The organism is Xanthomonas sp. NCPPB 2864 (assembly GCF_056675615.1).
In genome coordinates this window covers 16853-29227 of record NZ_JBWWVS010000008.1, presented here as the reverse complement: position 1 = coordinate 29227, position 12375 = coordinate 16853, and the positions used below count along the sequence as shown (strand labels likewise).

The following is a 12375-nucleotide window of genomic DNA, read 5'->3' as shown; positions in this document are numbered from 1 at the left end:
GCATGTTGGATCTGACACAGGGCCGTATGGCACGCCGGATCGCGCCGGTCATTTTGTTGGTCGGCCTGGCCGCCTGCTCCAAGCAGGACGACAAGGCCGCCGCCACCGCGCCTGCCACCGGCGCCACGCCTGCGGCACCTGCCGCCGCGCCGACGCCGGCCACCGCAGTGTCGCCGCAGGTGCAATCGATGGCCGCCGACCAGTTGCGCGCATCGGCCACCAAGGCCTTGCAGGACAATCGCATGTACGCCCCGGCCGGCGACAACGCGGTGGAGTACTACCTGGCCTTGCGTGAAAAGCAGCCGCAGGACGCCACCGTCAACAGCGCGCTGACCGACCTGCTGCCGTACACGCTGATCGCCGCCGAACAGGGCATCAGCCGCGAAGAATTCCCCGAAGCGCAGCGCCTGATCGCGTTGATCGAAAAGGTCGACCCCAAGGCACCGGCACTGCCGCGCCTGAAGAGCGGCCTGGAGACCGGCATGAAGACCGCCGCCAGCCGCTCCGAGCAGGATGCCGAGCAGGCCAAGAAGCTGGTCGAAGACAAGGCCAAGCAGGCGGCCGAGCAGAAGCGTCTGGCCGAGCAGCAGACCCGCGAGGCGGCCGCTGCGCAGCAGATCGCCGCGCAACAGGAAGCCGCCCGCCAGCAGAGCGCAGAGGCCGAACGCCAGGCTGCGGCGCGCCGTCAGGCCGAGACCCCGACGCCTGCTCCGACCCCGGCCGCCCCGCGCCCGGCCCCGGCGACTGCCGCAGCTGCACCGGCCGCGCAGTCGCTGCGCCCGATCAGCACCCCGGCACCGCGTTATCCCCCCGAGGCGCTGCGCGCCGGCACCTCCGGCGAAGTGCTGGTGGAGATCACCGTCGGCACCGATGGCTCGATCACCGCCTCGCGCGTGCTGCGCGCCACCCCACCGCGCGTGTTCGACCGCGAAGCGCTCAATGCGGTCAAGCGCTGGCGCTTCGAACCGGTGGCCGCACCGGTGACCACGCGGCGCACGCTGTCGTTCAACCCCGGTGGTTGAGTGGTGCGTTGGGCGATCGAGTGCATCTGCATGCGGCTGAGTGAGTGAGTCTGTTGGTTGCTTGGTTGCTTGATTGGTTGCTTGATTGGTTGCTTGATTGGTTGCTTGATTGGTTGCTTGGTTGCTTGGTTGCTTGGTTGCTTGGTCGTTGATCGCTTGATTGGTCGATCGTTTGTTGATTGCTGGCTGATGGCTGATGGCTGATGGCTGATGGCTGATGGCTGATGGCTGATGGCTGCCGATGATCGATGCACTGCACTCCCGGCGAATGTCGGGCACCAAACAAAAAGCCCGCATCGCTGCGGGCTTTTTGTTTGCTGGTGACCCCTAGCCTCATCCGCCCTGCGGGCAGCTTCTCCCGAGGGGGAGAAGGAACATCAGCCGGAAATCGCCAGCCGCTCCTGGTGATAGCGCCGCACTGCCGCGTACCACAGCACCGCCGCCACACCGAAGCCCGCCAGCAGATACACCGCCCAGGTCTGCGCGTTGATCTGCTCGTGGCGGATCACCTTGAGCAGCATCTGGTTCTGCGCCAGAAACGGCACCGCGAAATGCCAGAGCTGCGTCTTCAGCGGATACGCCATCAGCGCATAGCCCGGCAGCATCGGCAGCAGCAACAGCCAGGTCATATGCCCCTGCGCTTCCTTCATGCTCTTGGCGGCGGCGGCCAGATAGGTCAACAGCGAGGTGCCGATGAACAGCATCGGCACCAGGATGAACAGCATCTGCAGCATCGGCACGAAGCCGACGTTGAGCTGGCGGCCCAGGTTCGAGGTGGACAACTGCGCACTCAACTTGAAGGCCAGCAAGGTCAGCAACAGCGACACCATGCCGATCACGCAGGCGGCGGCGATCTTGCCGCTGACGATCGCACTGCGCGGCGCCGGGGTGGCCAGCAAGGGTTCCAGCGACTGGCGTTCGCGCTCGCCGGCAGTGGCATCCAGGATCAGCGAGGCGCCACCCAGGAACGAGGTGATCACCAGCAGCACCGGCAGCAGCATCGCCATCATCTGCCCGCGCTTGGCGTCGGCGGTGGCCAGATCCTGCGCGGCGATTTCCAGCGGCCTGCCCACCTGCGCATCGATACCGCGCGCCAGCAGGCGCAGTGCACCCACCTGCTGGCTATAGCTGCCGAGCGCAGCCTGCAGGCGCAGGCTCGGCACGTCGGCCTCGCGCCGCGTGCTGTCCTTGATGACCTCCACCAGGGCCGGGCGCCCGGCGCGCCAATCGTCGGCGTAGCTGTCGCTGATGCGCAGTGCCACATCCACATCCTGATTGCGGATCGCGGCGGTCAGATCGGCCGGCGCATCGACCGCATTGAGCCCCTGCGCGGCCAGGAACCGCACCAGATTGGGCGCGTTCTCGCGGCCGAGCATTGGGATCTCCAATGGCTTGTCGATCTGCGTACGCACGCGGCTTTCGCTCAATGCGCCCATGCCCAGGATCAGCACCGGATACAGCAATGGCGACAGCAGCAAGGCCAGTGCGAGCGTGCGGCGATCGCGGCCGATGTCGCGCAACTCCTTGCGCAGCACCGTCCATAGCGTGGACAACAACGATGTGGTGCTCATGCGTGCAGTCCCTCGTCCGAGCCGATCGCCTTGACGAAGGCGTCCTCCAGATTGTCTTCGCCGGTGCTGGCGCGCAGTTCGTCGGCGCTGCCGCAGGCCACCACCGTGCCCTTGGCGACGATGACGATGCGATCGCACAACGCCGCCACCTCCTGCATGATGTGGCTGGAAAAGATCACGCAACGCCCCTCGGCACGCAGTTGCTGCAGAAAGCCACGCATGGCGCGCGTGGTCATCACATCCAGCCCGTTGGTGGGCTCGTCGAGGATGACGTTGCGCGGGTCGTGCACCAGCGCGCGCGCAATCGCGGTCTTGGTGCGCTGGCCCTGGCTGAAGCCTTCGGTCTGACGGTCGAGAATGTCGTCCATGTCCAGCGCGGCCGACAGCAGGCGCGTGCGCTCGGCGATCCGCGCACGCGACAGGCCATGCAGCTCACCGAAGTAGGCAATGTTCTCGCGCGCGGTCAGCCGCTTGTAGACGCCGCGCGCATCCGGCAACACGCCCAGCGCGCGGCGCACGGTCACCGGGTCGCGGGCGGCATCCACGCCATCCACGAGGACGCTGCCCTGGTCGGGCGACATCAGCGTGTAGAGCATGCGCAAGGTGGTGGTCTTGCCGGCGCCATTGGGACCGAGCAGGCCGGTGATCTGGCCATCGGCAGCACTGAAACTGACCCCATCGACCGCCTTCACCAGCCCGGTCTTGGTCTTGAACGACTTGTGCAGCTTGTCGACGACGATCATGCGTGCGCCTCCGTGGCGTGGTCGGTGCGGCTCATGGTTCCCATCCGTTGAACGAGGTAAACGCGGGCACATTGTTGAGGCTGGCCACGCACTGCGCATCCAGTGCCTTGGCATTGGCGGTCTGCAGGAACTGGCCCAGCACCTTGGGCATGCAGCCCAGTCGAAACACCCCGTGGCCCTGCCCCGGCGCCACCAGGTGACGGCCATTGGGCAGGCCCTGCAGCACACGCTCGGCATAGCGCGGCGGCGTCACCGGATCCAGCTCGCCCGACAGCAACAACACCGGCAGGTTGGATTTGAACGGTGCGGCGTCCGCAGCCGGGGTCGGCTTGGTCGGCCAGGCCTTGCAGGGCGCAAAGAACATCTGCGCCACTTCCGCTCCCAGCAAGGTGTCGTCCTTGCCGGCTGGCGGCGTGTAGCGGCCGGCGTCTTCGCTGCACAGCACCGACCATTGCATCGGGCGATTCATCTGGTCGGACATGTCCGAGGCGCTCATCTGCGCCAACGCCATCAGCGAGGCGTAACGCCCTGCCGCCGCCTCGTCCAGCACCAGCGGCAACAACGAGGCGGTTTGCGGCACATACGAAAACCCGAACGCCAGGCCGACCACGGTATCGGCCGTCACCTGCTCGTGGTGCAGTTCACCGGTACGCGGGTCGCGGTAATCCACGGCCACCGGCGCCTGACGCAAGCGCTCCACCACCTGCCGTAGCTGCGTGCGCGTGTCCACCGGAAAGCGTTTGGCGCATGCCGCGTCCTTGCGGCATTGGGTGGCCTGCAACGCGATCGCATCTTCGAACGTGCGCGCGAACTCGCCGCCGATCACCAGATCGTTCGGCGCCACGCCATCGATCACCAGCGTGCGTGTGTGTTGCGGATAGCGCGCCGCATAGTGCTGTGCGACCCGGGTACCGTAGGAGCCGCCAATCAGGTTGAGCGTCTGCACGCCCAGTGCGGCGCGCACCGCATCCAGATCGCCAATCGCCTCGCTGGTGGTGAAATAGCGCGGATCGGCATCGTTGCGTAGCCCTTGTGCACATTGGCGTGCGTAATCGGTCAATTGCTCGGCGGTGGCGGCGCTGCTGTTTTCCAGTACGAGCGGCTTGCCGGCGGCATCGCGGCACGCAAGCGGATGCGAACCGCCGGTGCCGCGCTGGTCGACCAGGAAGATGTCGCGCCGTTTGCGGACTTCATGCAGCCCCATGTCCACGATCGCGGCGACCTGGGTGGCCGATTGTCCCGGTCCGCCGGCAATGAAGAACACCGGATCCGGCGTGCTGCCGGCGCCGGCCTCGCTTTCCAGCCAGGCGATCTTCAGATCGATGCTGCGCCCGGTCGGTGCGGCCGGGTTTTCCGGCACGCGCAGGCTGGCGCATTGCGCCTCGATATTGCCGGCCGCGCTGCCGGAACTCAGCGTGCACGGTGCAAATTGCAGCGTGCCGTAACGATTGCCTGCGGCGGTGCCGGTCTGCGGCTTGGCCTGCGGCTGCGCGAGGCCGGGCGTGGCTGCGCCCGTCTTGGTCGTGGCAGCCGTGTTTTCAGCCGGCTGGTCCGCAGGCTGGCATCCGGTTGCCAGCAATGCGATCAGCAGCGCCGCCACCAGTGTGGGTTGCTTCACCATGTTCACCATCTCTCCTGATAGTTCCTGTCCCCTGACGCCGCATCCGGTCGGGTGTGACCGGCGCGGCTACTGCCCGTCTTCGTAAAGAAAGACGTGCTCGATCGATTCCCCGAACAGACGCGCGATGCGAAATGCCAACGGCAGACTGGGATCGTACTTGCCGGTTTCCAGCGCATTGATGGTCTGCCGCGATACGCCCAGGCGTTCGCCCAACTCGCCCTGTGACCAGCCGCTGGCCTCGCGCAATTCGCGCACCCGGCTATTCATTCGAACCGTCGGGCATTGATGCTTTTGGTGATGCCGTAGATGGCGCACAACATCGGAAATACCCACAACATCGCCACCGTCGCGGGGATGTCGATCAGCTCGGCGGCCTGCAGGAACCCGCCGGTCATGTACGCGCCGCTGACCAGGCCGGCGGCAATGGCGATCGACTCCAATTCGATGCGCCGCTGCATTTCGTCCGAGTCGCGCACGTAGCGCGCCACCGCGCGGATCACCAGGGCGACCAGCACGGCCGGCAACAAGGCGATCAGCACGCGTGCCCAGCTCGGATCCACATGCGCAAGCAAATATCTCCAGAACAGCATCACCACCACATACAAGCCCATCGGCACGCCGAATTCGCGGTAATAGCGCCGCGCCAATGCCGGCCGTGTGCTGTCGCGCAGGCTGCCGCGCGACAGCAAGAGCAGCAGCGACAGCACCAGGCAGGACACGCCCGCGCCGGCACAGAGCCCGGCAAGGTGGGCACTCAGCGGCAGCAGTTGCCAACGACCGAGCGCGCTGACGGCGAGCAGGCCGGCTCCCAGGCAGAGCGCCAGTAGCGCATTGCGTCTGCAGCGGGTCATGCGCGTTGCCTCGCGCGGTCCGATGGACGCACTGGCAGGTCAGTGCCCTCCATCCCGGTATCGCTGCGCAGCGACCGCTGCGCCGACCACGCCGGTATGCACTCCCATTGCCGATGCTGCTGACGCATTCCCTTCGCCTGTCAAGTCAACTTGACAGGCACGATGCGCCGGGCGCGGCCGGCTGTCAAGCACCCTTTACACACTCGACCGCGTGCAATCCCTGCCCATCGCCACGCAACGCTGGCAGCAGGAAGACCAAGCACGCCCGTCCGCAGCACCGGGCCGGAGCTGGGTTACGCTCCGCGATCGAACATTGGCGGGAGCGGTGATGCGTCTGAAGATCTGGTGGGCAATTGCACTGAGCGGCTGCATGGCGAGCTCTGCCATGGCGCAGGAGGCGGCGCCTCGCACGATCGAGCTGGATCTGGCCAGCGCCGCCGGGCCGGTCGACCGGTTCTACGACCTGTCGATCGGCTCGGACTTTCCGGGCACCTTGATCCGCAGCGACAGCCAGGCGCAACTGGTTCCGGCGGTGCAGGAGCTGGGGTTTCGCTATATCCGCTTCCACGACGTGTTCCATGACGTGCTCGGCACGGTGAAAGACGTCGACGGCACGCTCGTCTACGACTGGACCAAACTGGATCAGCTCTACGATGCGCTGCTGGCCAAGCGCATCCGTCCGTTCGTGGAGTTGGGCTTTACGCCCGCCGCGATGAAGACCTCCGAACAGACGCTCTTTTACTGGAAGGGCAACACCTCGCATCCGGACCCGGCCAAGTGGACGCAGCTGATCGATGCGTACGTGCGCCACATCCGTGCGCGCTACGGTGCCGACGAGGTGCGGCAGTGGTACTTCGAGGTGTGGAACGAACCCAACCTCAAGGACTTCTGGGAAAACGCCGACCAACAGGCCTACTTCGACCTGTATGCGAACACCGCACGCACGATCAAGGCGATCGATCCGCAGCTGCGCGTCGGTGGCCCGTCCACCGCCGGGGCGGACTGGGTGCCGGAACTGCTGGCCTTCGTTGCCAAGCACAAACTGCCGATCGACTTCGTCACCACGCATACCTATGGCGTGGAGGGCGGCTTTCTCGATGAAGATGGCAAGCAGGACGTCAAGCTGTCGGCATCGCCGGATGCCATCGTCGGCGACGTGCGCCGCGTGCGTGCGCAGATCCAGGCCTCGCCATTTCCGGATCTGCCGCTGTACTTCACCGAGTGGAGCAGCAGCTATACGCCGCGCGATTTCGTCCACGACAGCTACATCAACGCGCCCTACATCCTGACCAAGCTCAAGCAGGTGCAAGGCCTGGTGCAGGGCATGAGCTACTGGACCTACACCGACCTGTTCGAAGAACCCGGTCCGCCGCCCACGCCCTTCCACGGCGGCTTCGGGCTGATGAATCGCGAGGGCATCCGCAAGCCGGCGTGGTTTGCCTACAAGTACTTGAACGCGCTCAAGGGCCGCGATATTCCGCTGCGCGATGCGCACGCATTTGCGGCGGTGGATGGCCAGCGCATCGCCGCGCTGGCCTGGGATTGGCAGCAGCCGGTGCAGGCGGTGAGCAATACCCCGTTCTATACCAAACAGGTGCCGAGCACCGACAGCGCAGCGCTGGTCTTCCGCCTGGCGCACGTGCCGGCCGGCAACTACAGGCTGCAGGTGCGCAAGACCGGCTACCGGCGCAACGATCCACTGTCGCTGTACATCGACATGGGCATGCCCAAGGACCTGGCGCCGCGGCAGCTGGCGCAGTTGCAGCAAGCCACGCGCGACACGCCCGAGCAGGACCGGCGCGTGCGCGTCGGCGCCGATGGCGTGGTGGAGATCCGCGTGCCGATGGGCAGCAACGATGTGGTGCTGATGACGCTGGAGCCATCGGCGCGCTGAGCGCCCGACACGCCATTGCGACTGCAATCAGGCGAGGCGTTGTGGGTGGATTGCGTGCGCGCAACGATGCGCGCAGTTCGGCGCGATGTCCCGACCATGCATCGTTCGCAACATCGGATGCGTCACGCGTGCGTTGCGGCACGTCGCGCGCATCGCCGCAGGACACTGCAGGCACGACATCATCAAGGTCCAGCGCGCTGGGCCGTCGCTCAGTCCGCGCAGCGCACAAGGTGAAAAGCGAATCGGCGTGATCGCTTGGACCCGATGTGCAGGACTTGAAGCGGCAAACAAAACGTAGCGCGCAGTGACCAGCGGGTGCAGACAGCGCGGAGGAACCGCAGTGCACGAGCGGTACATGCCCATTCCAAGCACCGGCCGCGCCCACCTGACGGTGAGCGCAGTCGTTTTGATGACCGCTCTTACTTGAGATAGGTCTTGAGAATGGCGGTGATGTCGTCGACCGCCAGCTCGCGCTCGCCCAGCGCCTCCGGTGCCGCGACGTGGTGCTTCAAGTGCTCGCTGAGCAGCTCGACCATCAAGCCCTGCGCAGCGCCACGAAACGCCGCCACCTGCGTCAGCAACGCGGTGCAGTCCACGTCCTGCGCTAGGGCTTTCTCCAGCCCCTCCACTTGCCCACGGATCCTGCGCACGCGGGCAAGCAGTTTGGATTTGTCCTGATTCAGATGTGCCATTGCCATATACCCCCTGGGGGTATATGAGATACCCTTGGGGGGTATCGTAGCCAGAGCCTCTTCCGATGTCGATCACGCACGCCGCGCCGCATTGCGCGCAGTTGCACACATTCGCCAGTGCCAACCCGCTCGCCGAGCGCAGCACCCGCAAGGCCGTCATCCTGACCGTGGTCATGATGGTGGTGGAGATTGTCGGCGGCTGGACGCTCAATTCCATGGCCCTGCTCGCCGATGGCTGGCATATGAGCTCGCACGCACTGGCGCTGGGGCTGGCACTGTTCGCCTACCGCTTCGCGCGGCGCAATGCCAACGACCTGCGTTTCAGCTTCGGCACCTGGAAGGTCGAAGTGCTGGGCGGCTATACCAGCGCCATCCTGCTGTTGGGCGTGGCCGGCCTGATGGCATTCCAGTCGCTGGAACGGCTGTTCTCGCCCAAGCCCATCCAGTACCAGGAAGCCACCGTCATCGCCGTCATCGGCCTGCTGGTCAACCTGATCTGCGCCTGGTGGTTACGCGACTCGCACGGCCATGCGCATAGTCATCACCACGACCACGCGCATGACGGTCATAGTCATGGTCATCAACACGATGGGCATGCCGATCTCAACTTGCGTGCCGCGTATCTGCACGTGGTGGCCGACGCGGCGACCTCGGTCCTGGCGATCGTCGCGCTGCTCGCCGGCATGTACTGGGGCGTGACCTGGCTGGATCCGATCATGGGCATGCTTGGTGCGGTGCTGGTCACCGTGTGGGCGTGGGGGCTGCTGCGCAGTACCGGCCGCGTGCTGCTGGATGCGGAGATGGATGCGCCGGTGGTGGAAGAAGTGAAGCAGGTCATCGCCGAGCTGCCGCATGCCATCGACATCGGCGACCTGCATGTCTGGCGCGTGGGCAGCGATCGTTATGCCTGCGTCGTCAGTCTGGTCACGGCAGCCGACATCGATGCGGACCTGGTCCGCGCTGCCCTGCAGATCCACGAAGAACTGGTGCACATCACCGTCGAGCTGCAGCGCCCGCCAGCGATGCGGGCTGCAGCCTGACGATTCGGCGGCGCGCTGCATTCGGCGCCCTGCAGTAGTGAGCGCGGAAGCGGTCAGCGAGAATGCCAGCCCGAGCAGCAGTGGCTCCAGTTGCACCACGCGCCGGAGCACAGGATGCGACTGCAGCAGCGCACAGTGGGCGGGGAGGATGCCCGGGACAGCATCGCAATGCTGTCGAGCGGCCTTGAACGCGTCGGGACCCGCGCACCGGGCGCGATCGGCGGGTACCGAGCAAGCCAGCCCGGCACCGTGCGACTGGCTCAGGTTTTCGCCGGAGCCGGGCTGACGTATTTCTCGCGGCGGATCTGCGCGTTCGGCAGGCCGGCTGCCTTCAACGCCTCGATGCAGCTGTCCACCATGTCCGGGTTGCCGCACAGGTAGGCGATATCGCCCTGCGCGTCGGGCACGCATTCGGCTAGCTGCTGCTGCACGTAACCGTGCCGCACATCGGCATGCGGCTGCTCGGGCAGCTCGCGCGAAAAACACGGCACGTAGCGGAACTGCGGATGCGCATCGGCAAACGCGCGGAAGTCGTCGCCATACAACAGCTCGGCCGGCGTGCGCGCGCCCTGTAGCAGCAGCACCTGCACGCCACGGGTGGCGATCGCCTCGGCCAGCAGCGGCAGCATCGAGCGGTACGGGGTGACGCCGGTACCGGTGGCGATCAGCACATAGCGCCGGTTGTGGTCGCCCGGCGGCAGGCAGAAGCGCCCGTAGGGCCCGCTGGCCTGCAACTGGTCGCCGATCTGCAGGCCTTCGAACAGCGCGGTGGCCGAGCCGCCGGGCACGAAGCTCACCGCGATATCCACCGCCTCGCCCGGTCCGAGCGCATGGTCGTGGATGGTCGCCAGCGAATAGCTGCGCTTGGTCGGCGTGCCGTCGGCGGCATCGAAATGGATCTGGATGAACTGCCCGGGCTGGAAATCCAGCGGCTGCCCGTCGTCACGCAGGAACTGGCAGTGGGCCACGGTGGGCGCAATCATGCGCCGGTCGACAAGCTTGAGGGGGAATTGAACGGGCACGAACGTATTTGGGACAGTCTGTGATCGGGGCTTGCCCCCGCGGGCTTCTATAATAACGGCCTGCAACTCGCTGCGCCGTCACGCTGACGCGAAGGAATATCTTGAATTCTCCATCTCCGATCACCGCACCCGCGTTGCGTGTGTGCGATCTGCGCAAGACCTACGACAACGGCACCCAGGCGCTCAAGGGCGTCTCGCTGGACGTGGCGCCAGGCGATTTCTTCGCCCTGCTCGGCCCCAATGGCGCCGGCAAATCCACCCTGATCGGCATCATCAGCTCGCTGGTGAACCTGTCCGCCGGCCAGGTGGAAGTGTTCGGCACCGACCTGGTCGGCCAACGCAGCGATGCGATGCGCCTGATCGGCCTGGTCCCGCAGGAGGTCAACTTCAACCTGTTCGAAAAACCCTTCGACATCCTGGTCAACTACGCCGGCTTCTACGGCATGCCGCGCGAGCAGGCCGCCGCGCTGGCCGAAGCCGAGCTGCGCCGCTCGCACCTGTGGGAAAAAGCCCAGGTGATGAGCCGCACGCTGTCCGGCGGCATGAAGCGCCGGCTGATGATCGCCCGCGCCATGATGACCCAGCCGCGGTTGCTGATCCTGGACGAGCCCACCGCCGGCGTGGACATCGAGATCCGCCGCGACATGTGGCGTGTGCTCAAGGAGATCAACGCCGCCGGCACCACCATCATCCTGACCACGCATTACCTGGAAGAAGCCGAGCACCTGTGCCGCAACCTGGCCATCATCAACCACGGCCAGATTGTCACCCAGGGGCCGATGCGCGAACTGCTGGCCAAGCTGGACGTGGAAGGCTTCCTGTTCGATATCGACGGTGTCCTGCCGGCCGAACTGCCGGGGATCGAAGGCACCACGCTCACCGCCATCGATGGCCACACGCTGGACCTGGACATGCCGCGCGCGATGGACCTCAACCGCGTATTCGCCACGCTCGGCAGCGCCGGCATCCGGGTGCGCTCGATGCGCACCAAGAGCAATCGCCTGGAAGAGCTGTTCGTGCGCCTGACCGGTGACGCCCCGGTACCGGCCACCGCCCCCACGCCCGTCGCCCCCAACGGCACACCGCCCGCGCAGCCGCGCAGCGGAGGCCAGCCATGAACGAGATCCGCACCGTGACCGAACCCACCAACGCGCGCCGCAACTGGACTGCGCTGGGCACCATCGTGCGCCGCGAAGTGCAGCGCATCCTGCGCATCTGGGGCCAGACCCTGGTGCCGCCGGCCATCACCATGACGCTGTACTTCTTGATCTTCGGCGGGCTGATCGGCTCGCGCGTGGGCGACATGGGCGGCTACTCGTACATGCAGTTCATCGTGCCGGGCCTGGTGATGATGAGCGTGATCCAGAACAGCTACGGCAACATCTCCTCCAGCTTCTTCGGCGCCAAGTTCGGCCGGCATGTGGAGGAGCTGCTGGTCAGCCCGATGCCCAACTGGGTGATCCTGTGGGGCTACGTCTCCGGCGCGGTGCTGCGCGGGGTGATGGTCGGCGCGTTGGTGCTGATCATCGCGATGTTCTTCACCCCGGTGCGCATCCCGCATCCGCTGGTCACGCTGACCACGGTGCTGCTGGGCGCGACCATCTTCTCGCTGGCCGGCTTCGTCAATGCGGTGTACGCCAAGAAGTTCGACGACGTGGCGATCGTGCCGACCTTCATCCTGACCCCGCTGACCTATCTGGGAGGCGTGTTCTATTCGGTGAAGCTGCTGCCGCCGTGGGCCGAAGCGGCCACCCACGCCAACCCGATCTTCTACATGGTCAACGCGTTCCGCTACGGCCTGCTCGGCAGCTCGGATGTGCCGATCTGGGTCGCCTACGCGCTGATGCTGGGCTTTGTCGCGGTGCTCAGCGCGCTGGCGCTGTGGCTGCTGCGCCGTGGCGTGGGTTTGCGGAGCTGAT

General features: G+C 66.0%; 12 protein-coding genes and 1 other RNA gene. 5 read left to right on the top strand and 8 right to left on the bottom strand.

What is annotated here, in order from left to right; all coding sequences use genetic code 11:
* The first annotated feature begins 2 nt into the window (after positions 1-2).
* The gene (locus AC1KVE_RS15945) at positions 3-1022 is read left to right on the top strand and encodes an energy transducer TonB (protein WP_047127581.1); all 1020 of its coding nucleotides are present in this window, start codon (positions 3-5) and stop codon (positions 1020-1022) included.
* 377 nt (positions 1023-1399) lie between these two features.
* Here AC1KVE_RS15945 and AC1KVE_RS15940 read toward each other — a convergent pair whose 3' ends face one another.
* Genes AC1KVE_RS15940 through AC1KVE_RS15920 form a run of 5 tightly spaced genes read right to left on the bottom strand, consistent with a single transcriptional unit; the run spans position 1400 to position 5808 of the window.
* On the bottom strand, positions 1400-2593 hold the full coding sequence (locus AC1KVE_RS15940; RefSeq protein WP_102251113.1) for an ABC transporter permease: 1194 nt from the start codon (positions 2591-2593) through the stop codon (positions 1400-1402).
* A complete protein-coding gene (locus AC1KVE_RS15935) occupies positions 2590-3336 on the bottom strand; it encodes an ABC transporter ATP-binding protein (protein WP_104590278.1) in 747 nt (248 codons plus the stop codon). The genes AC1KVE_RS15940 and AC1KVE_RS15935 overlap by 4 nt, the downstream gene beginning before the upstream one ends.
* A 31-nt stretch (positions 3337-3367) precedes the next feature.
* Entirely contained in the window at positions 3368-4963 is a 1596-nt protein-coding gene (locus AC1KVE_RS15930; protein WP_481093074.1) for an alpha/beta hydrolase, read from the bottom strand.
* Between the two features lie 60 nt (positions 4964-5023).
* Positions 5024-5224 (bottom strand): helix-turn-helix transcriptional regulator, encoded by a 201-nt coding sequence (locus tag AC1KVE_RS15925; protein ID WP_016903655.1) that lies wholly within the window; start codon positions 5222-5224, stop codon positions 5024-5026.
* Positions 5221-5808 (bottom strand): hypothetical protein, encoded by a 588-nt coding sequence (locus AC1KVE_RS15920; RefSeq protein WP_167710015.1) that lies wholly within the window; start codon positions 5806-5808, stop codon positions 5221-5223. Before AC1KVE_RS15920 ends, AC1KVE_RS15925 begins: the two co-directional genes overlap by 4 nt.
* A 328-nt stretch (positions 5809-6136) precedes the next feature.
* On the opposite strand from AC1KVE_RS15920, the gene AC1KVE_RS15915 reads away from it, so the two are divergent.
* A complete protein-coding gene (locus AC1KVE_RS15915) occupies positions 6137-7702 on the top strand; it encodes a GH39 family glycosyl hydrolase (RefSeq protein ID WP_481093073.1) in 1566 nt (521 codons plus the stop codon).
* A 282-nt stretch (positions 7703-7984) separates the two neighbouring features.
* On the opposite strand, the gene AC1KVE_RS15910 is transcribed toward AC1KVE_RS15915, so the two are convergent.
* Positions 7985-8059: non-coding RNA, sX9 sRNA (locus AC1KVE_RS15910), on the bottom strand.
* Between the two features lie 62 nt (positions 8060-8121).
* Positions 8122-8394 carry a metal/formaldehyde-sensitive transcriptional repressor gene (locus AC1KVE_RS15905; protein WP_039514053.1) on the bottom strand — a complete coding sequence of 91 codons (273 nt, stop codon included), beginning with the start codon at positions 8392-8394 and terminating at the stop codon, positions 8122-8124.
* A gap of 65 nt (positions 8395-8459) precedes the next feature.
* Between AC1KVE_RS15905 and dmeF the strand changes: the two genes are divergently transcribed.
* Positions 8460-9434: a CDF family Co(II)/Ni(II) efflux transporter DmeF gene (dmeF, locus tag AC1KVE_RS15900; protein ID WP_481093072.1), complete on the top strand. Its 975-nt coding sequence runs from the start codon at positions 8460-8462 to the stop codon at positions 9432-9434.
* Between the two features lie 260 nt (positions 9435-9694).
* On the opposite strand, the gene AC1KVE_RS15895 is transcribed toward dmeF, so the two are convergent.
* Positions 9695-10522, bottom strand: a complete 828-nt coding sequence (locus tag AC1KVE_RS15895; RefSeq protein ID WP_180969804.1) for a ferredoxin--NADP reductase — start codon at positions 10520-10522, stop codon at positions 9695-9697.
* Positions 10523-10557: 35 nt separating this feature from the next.
* Between AC1KVE_RS15895 and AC1KVE_RS15890 the strand changes: the two genes are divergently transcribed.
* Entirely contained in the window at positions 10558-11574 is a 1017-nt protein-coding gene (locus tag AC1KVE_RS15890) for an ABC transporter ATP-binding protein (RefSeq protein ID WP_481093071.1), read from the top strand.
* On the top strand, positions 11571-12374 hold the full coding sequence (locus AC1KVE_RS15885) for an ABC transporter permease (protein WP_046345017.1): 804 nt from the start codon (positions 11571-11573) through the stop codon (positions 12372-12374). Before AC1KVE_RS15890 ends, AC1KVE_RS15885 begins: the two co-directional genes overlap by 4 nt.
* The last annotated feature ends 1 nt before the right edge of the window (position 12375 follow it).